At 48.8% G+C, this 24,217-nt stretch carries 18 protein-coding genes; 9 read left to right on the forward strand and 9 right to left on the reverse strand.

What is annotated here, in order from left to right; all coding sequences use genetic code 11:
- Positions 1-17 precede the first annotated feature (17 nt).
- Both ABNK31_RS14475 and ABNK31_RS14480 read right to left on the reverse strand, forming a co-directional pair.
- Positions 18-2,894, reverse strand: coding sequence for a hypothetical protein (locus ABNK31_RS14475; RefSeq protein WP_418893171.1), 2,877 nt, complete (start codon positions 2,892-2,894; stop codon positions 18-20).
- A gap of 6 nt (positions 2,895-2,900) precedes the next feature.
- Positions 2,901-3,629, reverse strand: a complete 729-nt coding sequence (locus ABNK31_RS14480) for a hypothetical protein (protein ID WP_418893172.1) — start codon at positions 3,627-3,629, stop codon at positions 2,901-2,903.
- Between the two features lie 153 nt (positions 3,630-3,782).
- Here ABNK31_RS14480 and dut point away from each other — a divergent pair, with 153 nt between their 5' ends.
- The 9 genes from dut to ABNK31_RS14525 all read left to right on the forward strand — a co-directional run bounded on the left by dut (position 3,783) and on the right by ABNK31_RS14525 (position 14,554).
- The gene (gene dut / locus ABNK31_RS14485; RefSeq protein ID WP_418893173.1) at positions 3,783-4,217 is read left to right on the forward strand and encodes a dUTP diphosphatase; all 435 of its coding nucleotides are present in this window, start codon (positions 3,783-3,785) and stop codon (positions 4,215-4,217) included.
- A gap of 22 nt (positions 4,218-4,239) precedes the next feature.
- Positions 4,240-6,072 (forward strand): tetratricopeptide repeat protein, encoded by a 1,833-nt coding sequence (locus tag ABNK31_RS14490; RefSeq protein ID WP_418893174.1) that lies wholly within the window; start codon positions 4,240-4,242, stop codon positions 6,070-6,072.
- Positions 6,069-6,914 carry a DUF4292 domain-containing protein gene (locus tag ABNK31_RS14495; RefSeq protein WP_321578982.1) on the forward strand — a complete coding sequence of 282 codons (846 nt, stop codon included), beginning with the start codon at positions 6,069-6,071 and terminating at the stop codon, positions 6,912-6,914. Before ABNK31_RS14490 ends, ABNK31_RS14495 begins: the two co-directional genes overlap by 4 nt.
- A 2-nt stretch (positions 6,915-6,916) precedes the next feature.
- On the forward strand, positions 6,917-8,263 hold the full coding sequence (locus ABNK31_RS14500; RefSeq protein ID WP_418893175.1) for a murein hydrolase activator EnvC family protein: 1,347 nt from the start codon (positions 6,917-6,919) through the stop codon (positions 8,261-8,263).
- 201 nt (positions 8,264-8,464) lie between these two features.
- Entirely contained in the window at positions 8,465-9,010 is a 546-nt protein-coding gene (locus ABNK31_RS14505; protein WP_418893176.1) for an RNA polymerase sigma factor, read from the forward strand.
- On the forward strand, positions 9,000-10,268 hold the full coding sequence (locus ABNK31_RS14510) for a hypothetical protein (protein WP_418893177.1): 1,269 nt from the start codon (positions 9,000-9,002) through the stop codon (positions 10,266-10,268). The genes ABNK31_RS14505 and ABNK31_RS14510 overlap by 11 nt, the downstream gene beginning before the upstream one ends.
- Positions 10,269-10,559: 291 nt before the next feature.
- Positions 10,560-11,759 (forward strand): NlpC/P60 family protein, encoded by a 1,200-nt coding sequence (locus ABNK31_RS14515; protein ID WP_418893178.1) that lies wholly within the window; start codon positions 10,560-10,562, stop codon positions 11,757-11,759.
- Positions 11,760-11,819: 60 nt separating this feature from the next.
- Positions 11,820-12,977 (forward strand): dipeptide epimerase, encoded by a 1,158-nt coding sequence (locus ABNK31_RS14520; RefSeq protein ID WP_418893179.1) that lies wholly within the window; start codon positions 11,820-11,822, stop codon positions 12,975-12,977.
- A gap of 836 nt (positions 12,978-13,813) precedes the next feature.
- Positions 13,814-14,554 (forward strand): DUF6261 family protein, encoded by a 741-nt coding sequence (locus tag ABNK31_RS14525; protein WP_418893180.1) that lies wholly within the window; start codon positions 13,814-13,816, stop codon positions 14,552-14,554.
- Positions 14,555-14,683: 129 nt separating this feature from the next.
- Here ABNK31_RS14525 and ABNK31_RS14530 read toward each other — a convergent pair whose 3' ends face one another.
- The 7 genes from ABNK31_RS14530 to ABNK31_RS14560 all read right to left on the reverse strand — a co-directional run bounded on the left by ABNK31_RS14530 (position 14,684) and on the right by ABNK31_RS14560 (position 24,133).
- On the reverse strand, positions 14,684-15,232 hold the full coding sequence (locus ABNK31_RS14530) for a nicotinamidase (RefSeq protein ID WP_418893181.1): 549 nt from the start codon (positions 15,230-15,232) through the stop codon (positions 14,684-14,686).
- 285 nt (positions 15,233-15,517) lie between these two features.
- Positions 15,518-16,564 (reverse strand): ketol-acid reductoisomerase, encoded by a 1,047-nt coding sequence (ilvC, locus tag ABNK31_RS14535; RefSeq protein WP_418893182.1) that lies wholly within the window; start codon positions 16,562-16,564, stop codon positions 15,518-15,520.
- A 282-nt stretch (positions 16,565-16,846) separates the two neighbouring features.
- A complete protein-coding gene (gene ilvN / locus ABNK31_RS14540) occupies positions 16,847-17,419 on the reverse strand; it encodes an acetolactate synthase small subunit (protein WP_418893183.1) in 573 nt (190 codons plus the stop codon).
- 18 nt (positions 17,420-17,437) lie between these two features.
- Complete coding sequence (ilvB, locus tag ABNK31_RS14545; protein WP_418893184.1) at positions 17,438-19,165, reverse strand: biosynthetic-type acetolactate synthase large subunit; 1,728 nt, start codon at positions 19,163-19,165, stop codon at positions 17,438-17,440.
- Between the two features lie 235 nt (positions 19,166-19,400).
- On the reverse strand, positions 19,401-21,230 hold the full coding sequence (gene ilvD, locus ABNK31_RS14550) for a dihydroxy-acid dehydratase (RefSeq protein WP_418893185.1): 1,830 nt from the start codon (positions 21,228-21,230) through the stop codon (positions 19,401-19,403).
- A 183-nt stretch (positions 21,231-21,413) separates the two neighbouring features.
- Positions 21,414-22,484 carry a 3-isopropylmalate dehydrogenase gene (gene leuB, locus ABNK31_RS14555; protein WP_418893186.1) on the reverse strand — a complete coding sequence of 357 codons (1,071 nt, stop codon included), beginning with the start codon at positions 22,482-22,484 and terminating at the stop codon, positions 21,414-21,416.
- A gap of 113 nt (positions 22,485-22,597) precedes the next feature.
- Entirely contained in the window at positions 22,598-24,133 is a 1,536-nt protein-coding gene (locus tag ABNK31_RS14560; protein ID WP_418895416.1) for an alpha-isopropylmalate synthase regulatory domain-containing protein, read from the reverse strand.
- Between the last annotated feature and the right edge of the window lie 84 nt (positions 24,134-24,217).

The following is a 24,217-nucleotide window of genomic DNA, read 5'->3' on the forward strand; positions in this document are numbered from 1 at the left end:
AATGAAAAACGAAGAGATTAATGGAAATCGATCATGAACTCTACCAAATTCTGATCTTCTTGAAGGGCTAATTTTTTACGCAAACGATAACGGGCAGCTTCCACTCCGCGTAAAGTTAGGTTAAGCATATTGGCAATATCTTTGGAAGAATAATTAAGCCGTAACAAGGCGCACAATCGCAAATCGGACGAGGTGAGCGAGGGATAACGCTCTTTCAGTTTTCGGAAAAAGTTTTCGTGAATTAAATCGAAGTTTTCCTGAAATTGCCCCCACGTATCCTCGCCTGACGTATGCGATCCGATGAGTTTCATCAGTTCGGCGCCTTCGCTCCTTTGTATTTTCCCCGATTTCAACGCCTCCTGAATACTCTTCTTCAGCGCATTCAGGAACTCTTCATGCTTGATAATAAGCATGGAGGCATTCGCCAACTCTTTACTTTTATAGACCAACTCATTTCCCAATTGCTCGTTCTTTAATTGTGTAATGAGTTTTTCCTGCCGTTCCAACTGCACCAAACGTTCTTTCTCCTGTTGCATAAACAGCTTGTTTTTCCGGCGGACGATCATCTGGATATACACTTTCACTAACGAAAACAGAACAATCATGCCTAAGAGAAAATAGAAGAACAACGCCCACGACGTTTTATACCAGGGATTCTTAATGACAAAAGGATATGTCAGCGTTGCCAACTCTTCTCCGGATTCATTCACAACACGGGCATTCAGCACATAGTCATTCGCCGGCAAATTGGTATACGAAATCGTTAAATCCGATGCAACGGGAATCCATCGATTATCGTAATCGCCCAAAAAACATTCTACGGAAAAACCGTTTTTAGAGAAATCGGTATACCGCAACTCAAAGGTTATATTATTATCGGCATAATCAATTATATTCTTACCTTGTAAAGAAAGACGTTGAGTAATGCCATCTTTCCGGTTATAACTGGAAGCCGAAGCGATTTCGAAATGCCGGATAGGTTGTTGCGTGGAACGGGAAAAATTGTATTTGCCTATTCCTCCGTTCAAACAAAAATACGAGTCTCCGTTTTTATCGACGTATACATTTCCCCGGCTGTAATTAGGTGGATTATTCAAGATACTGAACGGGATCTTCTCGTGAACGGTGTAATGGTTTTCCGAATTATATTTTACAACGGTATATTCTTTGTTTCGAACAAACCAGAATAGACTATCATTAACAGGAACGATATTGCGCGTATCCGAAAGATTCGGCAACTCTTCCGTAAGCTGTTCAAAAGGAATAATTTTTCGTTGCAAATCATCATACGTATAAAACCGGAAGCCATCGGAAAAAACGATACGCCCTTTCAACTTCGAAATCTTTACCGGATTAACCGACTCCAACGCACTGTCGAGTTTCAGATAAAAATCTTGTTCTACGATACGTTGCAAGCCATTGTCCAGCCGTAAGCGATACAATCCTTTATACATATGGCTCGCCCAAATATTTCCGGTATGATCGATTTCCAGTTGATTAATCAAATCGGAAAAGCCTTCCACCCGGTGACTGAAATACCATTCGCCTTTCGCATCCTTCAAATAAACAAGCAAATCGTTGTAGGTAGACTCCAACAAGAATTCCGTTCCGGATATCGTCATTCCTTTAATATCCATTCCGCCTGTACTTACTTTGGGAATGGGAATCGCCCTGTCATTGCGAATTAACGAAGTCCCTTTGTTGTTTCCGGTAATAATATGCTCTCCGAAAGCCCGGATAAACCACGATTGTACATTCAGGGAAGGAATCGATTGAAAATTCCCCTTCGACTCGGAATATTTATAGACTCCCTGGTTTGAAGCGATGTATAACTGATTGTCTTGGACCAGTATCTCCTCCACTAAACCGATTTGGATATCTTTCGGTTCAAAGAACGACAAAGGAGAGTTAGTTTGAATGTACGACACGCCGTTATCGAGAGCCGTCCAAAGATTATTCTCATTATCAATAAACAGTCCTAAGCACGTGTTATTATTCAGGCCGTTGGAACGATTCAGATGCCAAAGTTCCTCTCCGCGCGCATTAAGGGCAAAGAGCCCCTCATTGAGCGTGCCTATTATTAAAACAGAATCCGGCAATAAGGCCGTCCGGTTGACGATAGCCGTATTCAGTTTCGAGTCGATGGCCGTCGGGAAGCGCGATAACTGAGACGTCCGCGAATCGAAAGAGTAGATACCGCTTTTGGAAGTAACAAGCAGCAACTTTCCCTGAAAAGGTAAAGCCGAAACGATAAAATCGTCATTCATCCGCTCTCGCGTCAAGAGTAACTTGAAATCCCGTCCATCGTATTTATAGAAATTCTCATCGATAAATTGGGCATATAGCGTGCCCTCGACATTAAAAAAATAAAGAGGAGCCGGATACGGTTTGTAAGAGTCGATGGATCGGGTTTTCTCATTATACACGAAATAAGAAGAAAACGATTGAAAAAACAACTTATCGTTCAATTGATGAATCGTCCATATTTCATCATTGCGAAAAGTATAATCCTTGACCAACCCTTTCAAGGAATGATAACACAATTTGTTCGTTTCATCGCGCTCAAAATAGCCGAACTCTTCGAAAGAACCTACATAAATACGCTCGGCGCCGGAGGAGTGATTGACCAGAATCGATTTAACAGCCAAATTATTAGGCAAAGGGTGCAAATTCCAATTGACGGCATCGAAAGATAACAGTCCATAATTATTACCTATATAAATAACTCCGTTCTGTCCCTGCGCAACCGCCCAGTTTTGGTTGCCCGCTCCATAATCTTTAATTCCATAGTTAAAAGAAGGAGGCACAAAAGGAATATTCTGCGCCGAAACAGGTTGCGGCACCGGTAACAAGAGTAAAAAAAACAGTACACTGTATATTATTCTAAATACCATAAAGAATCAGCGATTGTTCAACACATTTTGAATTTCCTCCTCGCTTAATATCTTCACATTCGTAAACAAGAACTTGGCATCTAAAAAATTGCCATATTGGTTGCACTCGGTAACGGCGGCATTCAAACTCGATTTCACATCGGTGTCGAAAGAGAATAACAGGAGGATTGTAAAGTAATCCTCGCGAATATCGAACTTCTCGACAACCACATCCGCTTGTTGTAGCTGAAAACGGAACTCCCGCTCTATGATCTCCCGCTGTAAAGCGGTAAAAGGCAGCCGATCTTTAGCTGCAAACAAGGCAAAAAAGCGCAACTTCTTATCCTGTCCTCCCAAACCCGAAGATATATATATTTGCTGTTGACCCGAAAGATCGGAATTCAATACAATACGGCTACTGACCAGTGCCATAGACGACCAATTTTGCAATTCGGGCTCCAAAGGCGAACTATGATAGGTTTCGATGGAACGATAAGCCCCCACGTCGGGGATCGATGCCAACAGCAGCAAACTCTTCTTTTTGCGCGCAACCGGCTCATCCGGTGAAAACAATATCGCCACCTCTTCATCGCGGACAAAAGGCGTATTCTCCTTCCGCAACTCTTCGAAGTATTTGAAATACTCCAATTGCTCTTCTAAAGGCACAAGTTCCTCAAGGATATGAAAAGACTCAATACCTTGTTCTTTCAATGTTTGGCGAAGTTTCGCCAATAAATCATCCCCTTGTTCACTCATAGTTGCAAAGGTATGGATTTTTTCGGCAGAAAAAGATCTTCCGGAAAATAATCTTAAAGCGAAAGACGGATAATTTGCTTAAAATTCATCAAATTGCCCGATAATTGCAAGGAAATGTATAAATTCGCACCATAAAAAAAGACAGACAACGGAATGAAGATCAAAATAGTCAATTCTTCGCATCATTCTTTACCGGAATATGCCACTCCTTATTCGGCAGGAATGGATCTGCGGGCGAATATTGAAGCGCCGATAGTATTGAAACCGCTCGAAAGACGCCTGGTCCCGACCGGGATATCCATCGAGCTTCCCGAAGGATACGAAGCGCAGATACGTCCCCGCAGCGGATTGGCCATCAAGCACGGCATATCCCTCGTCAATACTCCCGGCACCATCGATGCCGATTACCGGGGAGAGATACGCGTCATTCTGGTCAACTTGTCCAACGAAGATTTCCTGATCAATGATGGCGAACGTATTTGCCAAATGGTTATCGCCCGACACGAGCATGTGCAATGGGAAGCGGTCGATAAACTCAACGAAAGCGAGCGGGGCAGCGGAGGATTCGGACATACGGGAACTAAGTGATGGGAGATTGATAAAAGATTGAATGGTGAACAGAAATAGGATAACAGGAATAAAGAATAAATCAGCTATCGAACGGATAATGCTTTATAAACAGATAAGGGGTAAATCCCGTCATTGGATCGTTTTCGGACTTCTCTCCTTACTCATTTTGGCGCCTGCATTTGTAAGAGCGCAACAGCCCGATGCAAAAGAACCCGCATCGGAGGATCAGACGCGTCGTAAATTCGATTATTATTTTTACGAAGCGCTTAACGCAAAAACGCAAGGCAATTATGCCGAAGCGTTAGACTTGTTCCTCCACTGCCAGGCATTGGATTCGACAAACGCGAATGTGCTCATCGAGTTAGGCACCTTTTATAATGCGCTCTCGGAAAAAAACAAAGCTCTTGATTATTTCCGGAAGGCCGTGCAGTATGATCCGTCGAACTATTATTATACGATGACGTTGGCGGGCTTGAGCAAAGAGCTCGGATTGAAGAAAGAAGTCATCGGTATTTATAATTCGCTATTAAAGCAATATCCGGATAAAATAAATCTCTATTTCGAATTGGCGAATGCTTATGCCGATGACGGCGAACTGGAAAAAGCGATGGAGGCCTTGAATGCGTTCGAAAAAGGCAGCGGCTTCTCGGAGATGGTGGCGTTAAACAAGTTCCGCTTGTACTCGATGATGAATCAGAAGGAGAAGGCCTTTCGCGAGATAAAGAACATCATCGATAAAGCGCCTAACGATCCCCGATACCTGCTGTTGATGGGCGATTTATATTTACAGGATAATCAAAATGACAAGGCGCTCGAGTATTACGAGCAAGTCCGGGCCGTCGACCCCGACTATCCGGCGCTGATCCTGTCGATGGTTAATTATTACGAGACGACCGAAAACAAAGAGGCCGCCCAAGCCGAACTGCAAAAAGCCATTACCGGATCGTCTCTCGAAGTAGAGGTGAAAATAGAGCTTCTTACTCGGTATATCTCTCTACTGCAACAAAACAAGCAAGACATCAAACAGACAAACCCTCTCTTCAAAACGCTTTTCGAACAATATCCCAACAATTCGCAACTGAATTTAATCTACGGGAATGTCTTGATGATGCAAGAAGATAAAAAAGGGGCGACGAAGCAATTCGAGATTTACATCAAAGATAATCCCGATGATCCGGCGGGATACGAACAATTATTGCGGATATATCTCTCGGATAACGATATGGACAAAGTGATTAAGATCACCACAGAGGCCATCAGGCAGGTTCCCCAACACCCGCAATTCCACTTCTATCTGGGCGGGGCTTACTATCAACAGAAAAAATACCGCGAAGCATTAGCGGTATTTGAAAAAGGACTGGAAACCGCGACTTTCGAAAACCCGCTGCTGGAATCTGACTTTCTTGCTCAAGTGGGAGATTTGAATCACCTGCTGGGCAATACGGAAGCTGCTTTCGAGAATTACGAAAAGGCATTGAAGCTAAATCCGCAGAACCTGCCGGTATTGAACAACTACAGTTACTATCTTTCGCTGCAAAAGCGCGACTTGGACAAAGCAGAGCAAATGAGCGGCATCACCATCAAAGGGGAGCCCACCAATGCAACTTATCTCGACACGTACGGATGGATCCTGTTTGAGCAAGGCTCGTATGTGGCGGCAAAGATTTATATTGAAAAAGCCATCGAGTATGGATCGAAAGAACCTTCGGCAGAAGTATACGAGCATTACGGAGATGTGCTTTATATGACGGGGGACGCCTTAAAAGCCGTCGAACAATGGAAAACCGCCAAAAAGTTGGGGAGTGACTCAAAAACACTCGACCAGAAAATAAAAACAGGTAAATACATCGAAAAAGATCCGCAAAAAAAATGAAGACGCTTCGATTTCAAAACATCCTTTTGTTTATTTGCGTATTAGCAACCGCTTTGACTTGTTGCAAACCCAAACAAAAAATCATTTCCTCCACTACGCCGGTCGAGGAAAAGGAGAATAACGAGCTGTTCAGCGACATTCTGGAGCAATCTTTCGATTACGGGACGCTGGCTTCGAAGGTAACGATGAATGTAGAAATGGGCACCCGATCGCTGAGCTCTAAAGCACAGGTAAGAATCGTACGCGACAAAGCCCTGCAAGTCTCGATACAACCGTTGTTCGGCGTGGAAATGTTCCGTTTCCATATCGATCCCGACTCGCTGGTGGTATTGGACCGGATGAATAAACGATACGTGAAGGAGTCCCTGACCACTCTTAAAGAAATTTATCCGGTAGGTTTCGACTATTACACCCTGCAATCGTTGTTTACCAACTCTTTATTCGTTTCATCCAAAGAATCGGCGGAAACAACCGACTACCGTCAGTTCGAAATTTCGGAAACACCCGATGCGCATTATCAATTGCAGGGGCGAGACAAAAATTCGGGAATCACCTATTCATTCATCGTAAACGGAGACGACCGAATCACATCCACGCACTTACTTTCTCCGAATAAAACCCATTCGGTAGAATGGAACTATAGCAACTTCTCGATAGTATCCACACAGGTTTTTCCCTATAAAATGGATATCTCGGCATTGGTTTCCGATAAAACAATGAATGTTGCCTTTATCTTTTCGGATATTTCGTTGAATGCTCCGATGGAACTGTCGGTCAGCGTGCCGGCAAGTTATACGAAAACCACTGTGGCAGAACTCTTAAAGATTCTAAAGGCAAAATAACAATGAAACGGCTTCTTTCCCTCTATTGGCTGTTGTTCCTTTCCGTTGCTTTGTTTTCTCAAACGAAGCAGATTGAGAATTTGCAAAAACAACAGTTGATACTGAAAGAAGAAATCCGAAACACCAACAAGCTCTTTTTAGATGTCAAAAAACATACGACAACCATTTTAGACCGGATCAATCTCATCAATAAACAAATCGAATCGCGGAAGAAACTTATTTCCACCCAAGAGCAGGAATTGTCGGCGTTGGAAAAAGAAGAAGCCCGTTTGACAGCAGAAATCGAAGAACTTAATAAAGATCTCGAAGGACGTCAAAAGCAATATGCAAAGACTATCAAAGGCCTTCTAAACAATAAATACCGCCAGAACAAGTTGCTCTTCATCCTTTCCGGCAAATCATTGGGCGAATCCCTCCGCCGCGCGCAGTACCTGAGAGAGTATTCGCAACAGCAGAAACAACAAGCGGAAGAAATAAAAAAAAAGAATGCCGAACTGAATCTTAAAAAAGAAAAGCTGGAGCAAGCGAAGGTCGAAAAGCAACGGGCTTTGACGGCTCTGGAATCGGAGCAGAACAAGTTGCAAAGCGAAGAAAAGACTCATCAGTCGGAGATGGCCGAGGCACGTCAACAACAATCGAAACTGCAAAAGACCTTACAGGACAAACAGCGGCAAGTGAACCAACTGAACGCTCAAATCGAAAAATTAATCGCCGAAGAAGTAGCCCGCCAGGAACGGGAAGCGGCGGCTCGCCGGCGCGCGGCCGAGGAGGCTGCCCGGGCACGCAAGGAAGAAGAACGGCGCCGCGAGGAAGCCCGGCGCAAATCGGGCGATAAAAGAGAAAGCGAAACATCACGGCGCGACGAGGCCCGCCCCAAAACGGAGCCGAAGATCGAGAGCAATACGGCTACGGCATCGGCCGAAACATTCAACTTATCCAAAAACTTCGCGGCGAACAAAGGACGGTTACCGATGCCGGTTACAGGCACCTCGACGATCGTCGGTAAATTCGGTATGAACAAACATAGCGAATGGAATATTTCCACCAATAGCAACGGCATCGACATCCAAGCCCAACAGGGAGCCGACATCCGGTCGGTATACGACGGAGAAGTATCGAAAGTATTCTCTTTCCCCAGCGCCAACACGTGCGTGATTGTTCGTCACGGCGACTATTATACCTTCTACGCGAATATCTATGATTTGTATGTCAAACAAGGCGACAAGGTGAAAGCCGGACAGGCCCTCGGACGCATTTACACGGATCCCGACACCGGCATCTCCACGATGCACTTCCAACTCTGGCAAAAGACCCACAAACTCGATCCGGCTCCGTGGCTGAGAAGATAAAGACAGAGGGGCGGGGAGACAAGGGGACAAAGAGACAGAGGGACAAAGAGACAGAGAGACAAGGGGATAGAGGGACAAGGGGACAAGGGGACAAGGGGACAAGGGGACAGAGAGACGGGGAGACAAGGGGACAGGGGATTCCGAATATTCTGCAACGTTTTGACCGCACAAAACATCATATCCTAAACAGGGAAATTTTTCATGTCGGAACATCAGTTAATAACCGCTTGTAAACAAGGAAAGTTATGGGCAAGGAAGACCGTATACGAACAATACGCTCCTACCATGATGGCTTTGTGCTGCCGCTATGTTTCCGACTACGACGATGCGCAAGATGTGCTTCAGGAGGGTTTTCTGATCGTATTCACTCAAATCGGCCAATATTCGGGCAAAGGGCCTTTCGGCGCATGGATACGGAAGATATTCGTGAACACCGCACTCGAATTTATCCGAAAGCGGAAACGATTGAAGGAAAAGGAAGTGCGACTGGATTATATAGAAGATCAACCGGCCAAACAGTCGGTGCTGGATGATATTTCGGCCGATGAACTGATGCAATGCATCGCCGAACTGCCGGATACCTATCGAATGGTTTTCAACCTGTTTGCCATCGAGGGGTATAAACATCAGGAAATTGCCGGCATGCTGGGCATACCCGAAAGTACATCCCGCTCGCATTTTTTCCGGGCGCGCCAATTATTACAGCAAAAAATAATAACTTTCACGCAGAAAAAAGATGCTATCTGATCAAAGAAATAAAGACATACCCGATGATTTTTCGCTGCAAGCCAGGGAAAAACTTCACAATCATCGCGTTCCTGTGCGGCCGGAAGTCTGGAATGAGTTGGAGAACAAGCTGTATTCCAAACGGAAGATCAGGCGCGCCTATTTCCTATGGGGAGCGGTAGCGGCCGCCATATTGACAGGCATTCTTTTTGTGCTGAATCCGTTTATAACCGGGCGCCCCGATCAACTCGTGACGGAGACGGCTCCTTTGCATGCTACGGAAGCGATCGACACGCATTCGCAACAGCCTGAAAAGAAACCTGCTCAGGTCATGCAAAGGACAGAACGTCTCTTGTTGGCGAAGCATTCCGCTACCCGTACCGAACGCATTCCGGAAACGGCAACGAGATCGGTTATTGCCGATTATTTACAACGGCAGCGGGATACGCATCGAAAAGCACCCCCTTTACACATGACGACGGCAGAAAAAAACGAACCGCCACACGAAGAGGGTGATTCGTTCGGACAAACCGGAGAATCAACAGAACAAGCTTCTACGCAAGCGCTTCCGGCAAGCCCCCCTTTGCAAACGGCCGGTAACGATAGAAAACATTCTCTGATCGCACGCCTCGGTGGCGGGGGCCAAACACTCGGAAAAGAAACGGCTGGGAGTTATTTATATATGAACGACCTGCCATTGGGCGGAAGAACGGATTATTTAGCCTCGGACGGAGAAGCCATCGGGCAGGAAACACTCAAGCCGTCCGATTTTACGCAAATACGCCATTTGCCTCCGCTATCGCTCAGCCTGACCGCCGACATCCCTTTAAACCACCGGTGGAGCATCGAAACCGGACTGAAATACACTTACTTGTCATCGCTTTTCGATAAACCGGGCACGGTGGTTTACCGGGGCTCGCTGTCGCTGCACTACCTCGGCATTCCGGTCAATTTAAAGGCGATGGTATATGAAAAGGATGCGTGGAACGTCTATGCATTGGCAGGCGGCACCCTGGAGAAAGGCGTGCTTTCGATTTATAAGCAAGAAATCGAAGATAGCAAAGGCGATGTGGAACGCATCACGGTGCGATCGGGTATCGACGGCATACAGCTTTCGGCAAACGTGGCTGCCGGATTTGAATACCGGTTGACAAAACGGATACGTATTTTCGGCGAGCCGCAAGTGATTTATTATTTCAATAACAATCAACCGATGAGCGCCCGCACACAGGATCCGCTGGTTTTCGGATTAAACGCGGGAGTGCGCGTACGGTTCTGAGTGCCGCAATACCGCCGCAAACGACGGATACGCCTAAAACTGTTGAGTAATGTTACCGATTGGTAAAAGTTCCCTGTTCTACTCAATTGTCTGCCGTTGGAGAAATCCGGCGGCAGTTTTTTTATTTTTGAGACGGCTTCTATCGCGAAGCGGGGAAGGGATGGTGAATGATGAGCGGAGAAGAAATATCTCCTCCACCCGTTCCTTGCCCGTCCCCTCAGAGTTGGATTCTTTATTCTTTGCTCTTTTTAAAAAAAATCGTATCTTTCGGCGGATTTAGTTATTAAAAGGATGAAAACAAAGCAAAAAATCGGCCTGCTGTCTTTTATGTGGACGGTATCCTTTCTTTTTTCTATGGCACAAAACAGTCAACAAATACAGGAAATACGGCGATCGGTTCAGCAACAATACGCCCCCGACAAACGAACGGAAGTTTTCGACATCCGGGTCGAAGAAAATGCTCAATCGTTGGTGCTGAAAGGCGAAACGAGCAGTCACGAGGCGTACCGGACGCTTATACAACGCCTACAAGCGCTTCCTTACTCCTTGCAAGACAGCATCCGCCTGTTGCCCGACGTCCGCCTGCAAGACAAAACATGGGGCGTGATTTACAACTCGGTCGGCACCTTGCATTCAGCGCCCTCTTATAGTTCCGAAACAGTATCGCAGGTGCTCCTCGGCATGCCGGTGAAAATCCTTGACGAACAAGGCGGATGGCGGCGTATTCAAACGCCCGAAAAATACATCGGCTGGATCAATCGTTCCGTGCAACCGATGACCGAAAGCGAGCTCGATAGCTACCGCCGTCAGCCGAAGATTGTGATTACGCGCTTATACACGTCTTCTTATGAAAAAGCAAATGCCCGGTCGCAGCAAGTATCCGATCTGGTGACCGGAAACACGTTGGCCGTCACAGGCACGAAAGGGAAATATTATAGGGTGGTTTATCCCGACGGACGGAAGGCTTTTGTGCCCAAAGCCGATGCCGAAAACGAACAGGACTGGTTCAGCCATATCCAACAAACACCCGAGGCCGTTACCCACACCGCCCTGAAATTTATGGGTATCCCTTATGTATGGGGCGGCACATCGGCAAAGGGACTCGACTGTAGCGGTTTTACCAAAACAGTCTATTTGCATCACGGGATTTTGCTGGCTCGCGATGCCTCGCAACAGGTCTTATACGGAAAGCTGATCGACGACACGGCCGATTTTACCGAAGCGCAACCCGGCGACCTGGTGTTTTTCGGTACGCCCGCAAGCAACGACCAACCGCGCGAACGCGTCGTACATGTAGGTATTTACTTGGGAGATAAAAAATTCATCCACGCCTCCGATCATATCCGCATCAGCAGCTTCGACCCCGCTGATCCGTTGTACGATGCCTATAACAGCGGACGTTATCTGCGCACAAAACGTATCCTCGGCGAGGTGGGCACACCCGGTATCGAAGAAATCAGGGGAAACGACTTTTACCGTCCCGCACCATAAAACCGTATCTTCGGCCTATCGCTTTAAACAAACCGTATTCATTCCTAAAAACAACGAACAATGAAACAAAACAGGCGCCAATTCATTCAAACATCCGCATCGGCAGCAGCTGTTATAGCGGCCGCTCCCTTGATTTCAGCCGTAAAACCCACGCGTAAACCGACTAACGTATCCGTCAATATGAAACTTTCCTGGACTCCCTACGACTTGCAATTGAGACATGTATTCACCATCTCGGGCTTTTCCCGCAAAACCACCCTCGTCGTCCTCACGCGCATCGAATACGACGGACTGACGGGTTACGGTGAAGCTTCCCTGCCGCCTTATCTGGGCGAAACGCAAGCATCCGTCATCGAATTCCTGAAAAAAGTCGATCTGTCGGGCTTTCGCAATCCGGCAAACCTCGAAGAGATTCTCGAATATGTCGACAGCATCGCCGAAAACAATACCGCGGCCAAAGCCTCCGTCGACATCGCCCTGCACGACTTGGCCGGAAAAATGATCGGCGCGCCATGGTATAAAATGTACGGCCTCGACAAATATCAAGCGCCCGATACCACCTTCACCATCGGCATCGACAGCGACGAAGTGGTGCGCGAAAAGACACGCGAGGCGCTCGGCCCGTTCCGCGTGCTGAAGGTAAAAGTCGGCGGCCCCGATGATAAACGCATGATCGAAGCCATCCGGTCGGTGACCGACCTGCCGCTTACGGTCGATGCGAATCAGGGATGGAAAGACCGCCGACAGGCTGTCGAGATGATTCATTGGTTGAAGGAAAAGGGCGTGGTGATGGTCGAGCAACCCATGTCGAAGCATGCGCTCGACGACATCGCCCGCATCACCGAAGAAAGTCCCTTGCCCATCTTTGCCGATGAATCGGTGCAACGGCTGCACGACGTGGAGCGGCTGAAAGGCGCTTTTTCGGGAATCAACATCAAGCTGATGAAATGCACCGGCCTGCGCGAGGCATGGAAGATGCGCAACCTGGCCGAAGCCTTGGGAATGAAAGTGATGATCGGGTGCATGACCGAAACGTCCTGTGCCATTTCGGCCGCGGCACAGCTATCGCCGGGTCTCGATTTTGCCGATCTCGACGGCGCATTGCTCATCGGAAACGATTGCTTCGACGGGGCGCAACTCGAAAACGCAAAGATCATTGCTTCCGATCGTCCCGGCATCGGGGTCGTTCCCAAGCAGAAAATCCTTTTCGGAAATTAGAAACTGTTTTGAGAAACTGTTTAAATTTCTTACGAAGACTGTAATGAAACTATTCTTCGCCTTCAAAAAGTTTCTTTTTTGTATTCTTCTTCCTCTTATTTGGCTCAAATAGCCGCTATTATCGCCAAAACGAGAAAGGACACTGCTAAAAAATAATTCTTTTTGAATCGCGAAAGAAATTTAAACAGATTCTTGAATTTTTTGATGCGGCGTTTTTTAGTCCTTTTTTGATGGATTTGGGCTTTCCGATCTTACCCTTTCAACCTTTTTAAACGGCCCTCCTCGCAGGACCCTTTACGGTGAGGGGGGGGTGTGCCGTTTATTCCCGCCTGTTTCAAAAAAAAAGAATCAAAAATTTTGCGGAATCATAAAAATAGTGTAATATTGCCGTCATAAATCAAAAACAAATGGGGTAATCGAAAAATACATCGGTTATATCCTCTTGAGAAATACTTTCCCATCTCGATATTTTTGGAGCAATAATTTACCCCACCTGCTTTCTTTCGCTCGAATTGAGCGCATCTATCACTCCGCCACTTCCGCCTCCCGTGAAGCAATGCTATCGCGCGTTCCGCCATCCGCGGCAGTCGCTTCGGGAGGGACGCCGGGCCTGCCGACCGCGTCGATAGCTCCACGGAAGAGAAGTTGCGCGTATTTACCCGGTCAATCGATCCGAGGAAAAGAGAAAGTATCCATTGCGCCGGTCGACAGCCTCACGGAAGAGAAGACGGGCCTATCGCCCCCGTCGCCCGCACCGCGGAAGAAAAAAATGATTCATCGCACGCGGAACTTGGCATTTATTTTATTTATTTCCTATCCTATAAAAACAAAAAATCATGTTAGTAAAAACGACAAAATTATCAAAAGTGTTTTTGATGGAATTTTTCCATCTTATGAAAGTGATTGCAGACTATCTTCATAAAGAAGATATGGAAGTGTTGAAATTGACGGCGGTTGCCACGTCGTTCTTTTTGGCGTTCGACAAACTGGACGTGGCGGTGAAGCAAGCCGATAAATCGAAGTTCACCGCTCCCAAAAAGGAGAGCGACGATTTGCGCGACAACACGCTGGTAGGGCTCAGCAGCACGATACGCGCCGCCATGCGGTACCCCGACGCGGACATATCGGAATCCTCCCGGCTGTTGTTGATCGTGGTGGAAAAATACGGGAAGGACATCCAGAACATGTCCCGCGAACGGGAAACATCCATCCTCTATAATTTGGTCGCCGACATGCGCTTGCCCGAAAACACGGCACGGATGGCCAAGATTACGCCGCTGGCGTGGATCGACAAACTCGATGAGGAGAATAAGGGTTATGAAGCCAATCATATCCTGGGGACCGAGGAAAAAACGGAATATGTGACGGGGTTGACCACCCAAGCGCGCACGGAAATGCAAGCGGCCTTCGAAAAATTGTGCGAAGCCATCAACAGTTACGCTTTTGTGGACGGTGTGGAGCCGTACAAAACCTTGGCCGACAAAATCAACGTGGAGGTGGCCGAAGCGCAACAACAAGCCAAGTTCCACAAGACGCTCTTGGAGAACAAGGCGAAGGGAAAAGACAAAAAGCAATAACGCAAAGGAAGTATCGAGAGAATCATCGGGATTGCAGGAGCAAGAATAAGAATCTCGGCACTTTTAGTTCGGTATTGCAATCGATGTTCGAGAGGGAATCGGCCGGATGAGTTCAACATCGTTTCAGGATTATTCCGGTATTTCCGCTGCGGAAACGAGCGCGACGCCCCGGTTGCGCATTTCCTCCAATGCCCGGATATCATCGCCCGGACGGGCATTGACGGCCGCAACGGCATCGGTAATGACGACCGTACGAAAACCGAGGCTCAGCGCATCGAGCGCCGATGCTTTCACGCAATAATCGGTCGCCAGCCCGCACACATAAAGCTCCTCCACCTTGCGTTCCCGCAGATAATCGGCTAACGATAGGTTCGTGGCCTCAAAAGCCGAATAACCGTCGTCTTTATTATCCGTTCCTTTCCGGAAAACCTGCCCGATATTCCCCGTTTGCAGCAGCGGATGGAAATCGGCGCCGGCCATGTCTGCCACACAATGCACCGGCCATTTATCGAAATGCACCGACTGCGCCGGATGCCAATCTTTAGAGGCGACCACCACCTCGAACCGCGGTATCAACCGGTTGATCACCTCCACCGCTTTATCGCCGTCTTTTACCGCCAAGGCGCCGCCGGGACAGAAATCGTTCTGCACATCGACGATCAATAATGCTCTTTTCATTTGCTGTTTGTTTTTAAATTATTCTTTTGGAACCTATTCTCCGGGAGAAATTGGGTCTTTTTCATAACAATCGAAAGAAGGCTCTGTTCAAACCCGTCAACAGACTTATTCCGGTAGGAAAGAAAAAGAGGCCGTCTCAAAATAGAAAATAAGCTAAACGGAAAGAGCCCGGTGCAATACCGAGCTCTCATACAGAAAACATCATTTATTAATCTGTCCGACTTTTGGGGGTCACGGCAATTGTGATATCCCCTCTTTGTAAAGAAACCGACCGCTCGAATCCGATCAACCGTTTTCCGGACGCAGTTTGCGTACGACCGCGCCGGTCTGCCACATTTCGCTTTCGCGAAGCGCTTTGAGTTCGACTTCGAGCTTCTCGCGATAGTCGGGTTGGGAATTGGAATCGATAGAACGTTGCGCTTCGTTTCCGCTGGCTACCTCTTTGTAGAGTTTTTGGAACACCGGTTTGGTCGCATCGTGGAACGGGCCCATCCAATCAAGAGCGCCGCGTTGCGCGGTCGTAGAGCAGTTGGCATACATCCAATCCATCCCTTTTTCGGCAAACAACGGCATCAGCGACTGAGTCAGTTCTTCCACCGTTTCGTTGAACGCTTCGGATGGCGTATGCCCGTTTTCACGCAACGTTTCGTATTGCGCCAACAGCAAGCCCTGAATAGCGCCCATCAACGTTCCGCGTTCGCCGGTAAGATCGGAATACACTTCGCGTTGGAAAGTCGTTTCGAACAGATAGCCCGACCCCACGCCGATACCTAAGGCAATCACCCGGTCGTAGGCCTTGCCGGTCGCATCCTGGAAAATCGCGTAACTCGAATTCAACCCGCGTCCTTCGAGGAACATCGTGCGCAGGCTGGTACCCGAACCTTTCGGGGCGACCAGAATCACATCGACATCGGCCGGAGGAATAATGCCCGTACGGTCTTTATACGTGATGCCGAAACCGTGGGAAAAGTACAGCGCCTTGCCAGCCGTCAGATGCTTTTTCACCGTAGGCCACAGCTTGATTTGCGCCGCATCCGACAGCAAATACTCGATGATAGTTCCGCGCTTACACGCCTCTTCGATTTCGAAAAGCGTTTCGCCCGGCACCCATCCGTCGGCAACGGCCTTGTCCCATGTTTTACTATCCTTCCGTTGACCCACAATCACCTTAAACCCGTTGTCACGCAGGTTCATCGATTGTCCCGGGCCTTGCACGCCATATCCGATGACGGCAATCGTTTCGTTTTTCAATACCTCCTGAGCCTTGCTCAAAGGAAATTCGTCGCGGGTAACGACATTTTCTACCACCCCGCCAAAATTCAATTTTGCCATAATTCTTTTATTGATTATTATTTGTTACTTACCATATCGTGTTATTCTAATGTCTCCGGTCTCCGGTCTCCGGTCGTCGGTCTCCAGTCTCCGGTCGCCAGTCTCCGGTCTCCGGTCTCCAGTCTTTCGACCGTCGACCTCATTTGCTAATCTACTCATTTACTCATTCTCCCATCTGCTCATTTGCTAATCTGCTCATTTACTCATTGTCCCATCTGCCCATTTGCTAATCTGCTCATTTACTCATTTGCTAATTGTTCCATTTGCTAATCTGCTAATTTGCTAATTTACTAATCTGCTAATTTGCTCATTCTCCCCCTTAGCTTCGCGTTTGGCCAGCATATCGCTCAACCGTTCCACTTTGGACTTCGTGATCGCCACGCGCCCCGAACGGATAAATTGCAACACCCCGATACTCTCCGCCAGTTCGTCGAACAACGCTTGCGTATCTTTGTAATGACCGGTTTTCTGAATCACCGTACTATGCTCGTTCACATCCAGAATGTGGGCATTATGTTTCCGGACGAGCTTTTCGACCTGACTGGTAGCGAGCAGTTTCGCCGTCTCTATTTTATAGAGCGCTATTTCCTGATGCACCAAATCCTCATTGGTGTTGAAATAAGCTTTCAGAATATCGACCCGTTTATCGATTTGCTTCACCAACTTCTTCATTGTCTCGTCGGAGTCGGCATACGACGTAATGGTGAACTTGTGAATGCCTTTGATGGCCGAGGGAGAAACCGACAGCGTCTCGATATTTAACTGGCGCCGTGTAAAAATGGTGGCAATCTGATTGAGTACGCCCACCGTATTTTCGGAGAATATCGTAATCGTATATAATGTTTTATCTTCCATTTTATATTCCGTTTTGAATTAATAAAGCGAATGTCCGTTTCCCAATAAGATATCACTCACGCATCCTCCGGCAGGAATCATGGGATACACCATTCCTTTGGTTTCCACCACGACTTCCAACAGATAAGCGCCTTTGTGAGCCAACATTTCTTCGATGGCTCCGTCGAGCTCTTCCCGATCGATCACCTTGCGCCCTTTGATGCCGTAAGCGTCGGCAATCTTGATGAAATCGGGATTCTTCATGCGCGTTTCGGAATAGCGTTCGTCGAAAAACAACTCCTGCCATTGACGCACCATGCCGAGGAAGTTATTGTTCAGAAGAATGATCTTCACATCGATATCATACTCCATAATGGTGCCGAACTCCTGCATGGTCATCTGCAAGCCTCCGTCGCCCACGAATATGCACACCGTCCGGCCGGGCGCACCCACTTTGGCGCCGATGCCGGCAGGCAGGCCGAAGCCCATCGTTCCGAGTCCTCCCGAAGTAATCATGCTGCGCGTTTGGGTGAACTTGAAGTAGCGGGTTCCCATCATTTGGTTTTGTCCGACATCGGTTGCGCAGACCGCCTTGTTTCCGGTAGCTTCCGTCACTTTGTGAACCACCTCCCCCATTTTTATCGGCCCCGCTCCGGGATGGATTTCCTCTTTGATAACGCACTCAAATTCTTTTTGTTCGTAGGGCTTGAATTCCTCAATCCATTCGGCGTGCGATTGCTTCTCGAGCAGTCCGGTTACCATCGGCAAGGTCTGCTTGGCGTTTCCCAAGACTTTTACGGTCGCCTTCACGTTCTTATTCAGTTCCGCTTCATCGATATCGAAATGAATGATTTTCGCCTGCCGGGCGTATGTATTCAAATTGCCGGTGACGCGGTCGTCAAAACGCATTCCGATGGCGATGAGCACATCGCATTCGTTCGTTTTGATATTGGGCGACAGATTGCCGTGCATGCCTAACATACCGCAATTGAGCGGATGCGACGAAGCAATGGCCGACAGCCCCAGAATAGTCGATCCGAAAGGGATATCGGCTTTTTCGAGAAACGCCTTGAGTTCTTCTTCGGCGTTTGCCAATATGACCCCCTGCCCTACCAATGCCAACGGCTTCTTGGCGGAACGGATAAGGGCTGCTGCGGCACGGATATCATCCTCTTCCACATCCGGAAACGGATCATAGCTGCGGAGAAAATCGGTTTTCTTATACGAGAAAGGATGACGGTTCAGTTGCGCGTCTTTGGCAATATCGAGCACCACCGGACCGGGACGGCCGCTGGCGGCGATATAAAAGGCTCGCGATACCGCCCAGGGAATATCTTCCACCCGGCGTATCTGATACGCCCATTTGGTAACCGGCATGGTCAGCCCGATAACATCCGCTTCCTGAAAAGCATCCGACCCGAGCAGGCCCGACGCCACTTGTCCCGAAATAACGACGAGCGGCGTACTGTCCATCATGGCATCCGTCACTCCCGTAATGACATTGGTGGCTCCCGGCCCGGAAGTAACCAACGCGACTCCCGTTTTCCTCGATACACGCGCATACCCTTGCGCGGCATGAATGGCAGCCTGTTCATGGCGGACAAGAATATGCTTTATCTCGTCCCGATGATCGTACAAAGCATCGAAGACCGGCATAATCGCCCCGCCCGGATATCCGAAGATCGTCTCTACCTCTTCGGCAAGAAGCGAACGGATCAACGCCTCGCTCCCCGATATTGTGGATTGTTCTGAATATTCTTCTTTCATATTATATGGTTGTTGTCAAAAGTCTAATGTCTAATGTCGTCGGTCTCCAGTCGCCAGTCGCCAGTCGCCGGTCTTCGGTCGGCGGTCGCCGGTCGTCTGCCTTTCGGCCGTTGGCCTCATTTGCTCATTTACGAATCGTCCCATTTGCTCATCTACTCATTTGCTAATTTGCTCATTTACACATTGTCCCATCTGCTCATTTGCTCATTCGCTAATTTGCTAATTTGCTCATTTGCTAATCAATCAATCGTACCGCCCCTAAATCAGCCGAGCTCACTAAGGCCGCGTATGCCTTGAGCGCTTTCGATACTTTCCGGTCGCGGACGGGCGTGAAAGCCGCCTTACCCCGCGCCTCCTCCTGTTTTCTACGAAGCGCGAGTTCACTATCCGTCACCTGTAAATGGATGCGGCGCGCAGGAATATCTATTTCAATACGATCCCCGTCCTTCACCAGACCGATAGCCCCTCCGGCAGCCGCCTCGGGCGAAATGTGGCCGATAGACAATCCCGACGTGCCCCCCGAGAAACGTCCGTCGGTAATGAGTGCGCACGCCTTGCCCAGATGCTTGGCCTTGATGTACGAAGTGGGATACAGCATTTCCTGCATGCCCGGCCCGCCTTTGGGACCTTCATAGAGAATCACCACCACATCGCCGGCCTCCACGTCGCCGTTCAGGATACCCGAACAAGCATCGTCTTGCGAATGAAACACCTTCGCCTTGCCCGAAAACTTCCAGATACTTTCATCGACTCCGGCGGTTTTCACCACGCAACCGTTTTCGGCGATGTTGCCTTTCAGAATGGCCAGTCCGCCGTCCTGAGTATAGGCATGGGCGATATCGCGGATGCATCCCCCGGCGCGATCGGCATCCAATGACGTGTAAGCAGCGTTCTGCGAACCCATCACGATATTATAGCGGTTGCCGGGAGCGGAAGAATAAATCTCCTTCGCCTCTTCGCTGACGGTTGCGCCGGTAATGCGGTACTTGTCGATAGCTTCGGCCAGCGTATAACCGTCGGCGCGAGGCACGGACGTATCCACAAGCCCCCCCTCGGCGAGTTGCTCCATAATGCCCATGATTCCTCCCGCACGGTTGACGTCCTGAATATGATACTTTTTAGTGTTCGGCGCCACCTTGCAAATGCAGGGAACCCGCCGCGACAGACGATCGATATCATCCATCGTGAAATCCACGCCGGCTTCGTTGGCGACAGCCAGCAAATGCAGAATGGTGTTTGTCGAGCCGCCCATGGCGATATCGAGCGTCATGGCGTTGAGGAAAGCCTCGCGGGTGGCGATGCTTCGGGGCAACACGCTTTTATCGCCTTCGGAATAATACCGGTAGGCATTTTCCACGATTTGTTTCGCGGCCTTTTTAAAGAGTTCGATGCGGTTGGCATGGGTGGCGACAATCGTTCCGTTGCCGGGCAAAGCCAATCCGATCGCCTCATTCAGGCAGTTCATCGAGTTGGCGGTAAACATGCCCGAGCACGATCCGCAGGTAGGGCAAGCCAGCCTTTCCAAGTCCGTTACCCGTTGGTCGGATATGGTATTGTCGGCCGATTCGATCATTGCATCGATCAAATCGATTTGCTCGTCTCCTATTTTCCCGGCTTCCATCGGCCCTCCCGAAACGAAGATCGAAGGAATGTTGAGCCGCATGGCCGCCATCAGCATTCCGGGGGTTATCTTGTCACAATTGCTGATGCAGATCATCGCATCCACTTTATGCGCATTCACCATATATTCCACCGAGTCGGCGATAAGGTCGCGCGAGGGAAGCGAATACAGCATGCCGTCATGCCCCATCGCAATGCCGTCGTCTACCGCAATGGTATTGAATTCGGCGGCAAAACAACCGAGTTTCTCTATTTCGGCTTTCACGAGCTGCCCGATCGCATGCAAATGCGTATGTCCCGGAACGAATTGCGTGAAGGAATTGACCACCGCAATGATCGGTTTCCCCATCTGCTCTTCCGTCATTCCATTCGCCCGCCAAAGCGCACGCGCCCCCGCCATGCGCCGCCCCGCCGTACTTGTCTGGCTATTTAATGTATATTTCATCTCCCGTTTTTAATTTTTAGTCTTTAGTCGCCGGTCGCCGGCAGTCCGCCATTCCGCACTTGATCCGGAATGACGATCGCTTTGACCTTTGTCTTCATTCACTCATTCGCTCATTCACTAATTTGCTAATTTGCTAATTTGCTAATTCTCTAATTTGCTAATTTGCCAATTGTCTCCCCTTGTCTATTTATTCCGTATATATTCCACGATCCACGCCCCCACTTCCGAGAGCTTATACGCTTTTCCGCCTTCGGCAATATCTTCCGTCACAATACCGGCTTCCATACTGGCGTTGACCGCTTCGCGAATCAGGGCGCCCTCATCTTTCAACTCGAAAGCATATTCGAACATCAGGGCAACCGAAAGAATCATCGCCAGCGGATTGGCGATATCTTTCCCCGCCGCTTGCGGATACGACCCGTGTATCGGCTCGAAGAGCGACGTATGCAGGCCGATGGAAGCCGACGGCAACATGCCGAGCGATCCGGTAATCACCGAAGCTTCGTCGGTCAGAATGTCGCCGAAAAGATTTTCCGTGACCAGCACATCGAAACTGCGCGGCCACTGAATAAGACGCATCGCGGCATTATCGACGAACAGATAGTCGGTCTCCACGTCGGGGTATTGCGGGGCGATTTCCTGCGCAATTTGCCGCCACAAACGCGAGGTGGCAATCACATTCGCCTTGTCGACGACCGTGACTTTCTTGCGCCTTTGCCGGGCGAATTTATAGGCCAAGTGCAGGATACGTTCTATCTCCTCGCGGGTATAGATGCACGTGTCGTAGGCCGTATTACCGTCCTCGCTACGGCCTTGCGGGCGACCGAAATACATCCCGCCGGTCAGTTCGCGGATGCACATCAAATCGACCCCTTCCACCAGTTCGGCACGAAGCGGCGATTGGTGTATCAGCGACGGAAACGTATTCACGGGGCGGATATTGGCAAACAGCCCGAGACTCTTGCGCATCTTCAGCAATCCTTGTTCGGGACGCACTTTCGCGTTCGGATCGTTATCGTATTTCGGCGAGCCGATGGCGCCGAAAAGCACGGCGTCCGATTTTAGGCAAAGCGCATGCGTAGCCGCCGGATACGGGTCGCCCGTCTCATCAATAGCGACAGCTCCTACAACCGCTTCCTGATACGATAACTCATGATGGAATTTATCACTTACGGTTTGCGTTACATTCAACGCTTGTTTCATGATTTCCGGGCCGATCCCGTCGCCCGGTAATACTGCAATGTTCAGTTTCATTTTTTTATTTTGTTCTTATAAAGTCGTTCTGTATGCCCGAGGCCGAACTCTAAGTTATAATCCGTTCCTGTCATTCTTTTAATAACAATTCTTGATATAGCCTCCGAGTAGCCTTACGGTAATTGTACATGTTTATGAAAGGTGGGGATATTCCCGCTTTCAATCATGTTCAGCATTTTCATTGTCGCCTGAATGGCGGCTGCGGTCTGATCGACATCCAATCCTCTTGTCTTAAACGTCTTTCCTTCGAATCGCCAGGTGATGATCGTCTGCACGTAGGCATTGGTTTTTCCTCCGGGAGGAATCACCACCACATAATCGAGCAATTCGGGAATGGGTTTGTGCAGCGAACGGTATATTTTATACATCGCTTTCGAAAAGGCATGATATTGCCCTTCGCCGGCGGCGGTTTGTTGATAAACTTCCCCTTTGATGGATATCTTTACGGTAGCGGTCGGACGCAGCCCGTCGGTCAGCATCAACGAATAATTGAGCATCCGGATATCTTGATGGTCCACGCCATTCTTCAGGATGTCCGAAACGATATAGGGCAGCTCTTCGGGATTGACGACTTCTTTTTTATCCCCCAACTCGATGATGCGTTGGGTGACTTTCTTCGCCGTTTCATCATCCAGCTCGATGCCCAATGATTCCAGATTCTTCAGGATGCTGGCCTTCCCGGCATTCTTTCCCAACGCATATTGACGCAGGCGGCCGAAGCGTTCCGGCAATAAATCATTAAAGTAAAGATTCTTCTTTTTATCGCCGTCGGCATGGATACCGGCAACTTGTGTAAAGACATTATCGCCGATAAGCGGTTTATTGTCCGGAATGCGGATGCCCGAATAACTCTCGACCACCTTGCTGACTCCGTAAAGTTTGTTTTCGTCGATATGAGTGGAGAGTTTCAATTGATCATGAATAAGCGCGATCACACTCGCCAGCGGAGCATTTCCGGCGCGTTCCCCCAGTCCGTTGACCGTCACGTGAACGCCGTGAACACCGGCCTTAATGGCTTCGAAGACATTCGCCACCGCCAAATCATAATCGTTATGGGCATGAAAGTCGAAATGCAACGACGGGTACCGGTCCGTCATCTTCCGGCAGAACAGTTCCGTTTCGTCGGGATTCAAGATACCCAGCGTATCGGGCAGCATGTATCGCTCGATGGGCATTTCACAGAGAGAATCCATCATTTCGAACACATACTCCTGCGAATGGCGCATCCCGTTCGACCAATCCTCCAGATAAATATTCACCTTGATGCCCCGGCTTCTCGCTTCGTCGATCACCGAACGGATATCGCGCAAATGCTCCTGAGCCGTTTTCCGCAATTGATGGGTGCAATGGTTTTCCGATCCTTTACACAGCAGATTCATCACTTGACATCCCGATCGCTCGATCCAATCGACAGATGCCGTTCCATCCACGAACCCCAACACCTCGATCTTATCCAGATGGCTGTTGTTTTTCGCCCATTGCGTAACTTTTTGTACGGCCTTGAATTCGCCATCCGACACCCGGGCAGAAGCAATCTCCACCCGATCGACATGCAGCTCCTCAATCAACAGCCTCGCCACACTGACTTTTTCTTCCGCCGCAAAAGACACTCCGGAGGTTTGTTCGCCATCACGAAGCGTGGTATCCATTATTTCAATCGTTCTTTTTTCCACTATTCAATAAACAAATTAATCGTCCACTCCGAAAATTCGGAATGAAAATGACACCGAGTT

It is taken from the genome of Limibacterium fermenti (assembly GCF_041902845.1).
Lineage (GTDB): Bacteria > Bacteroidota > Bacteroidia > Bacteroidales > Dysgonomonadaceae > Limibacterium > Limibacterium fermenti.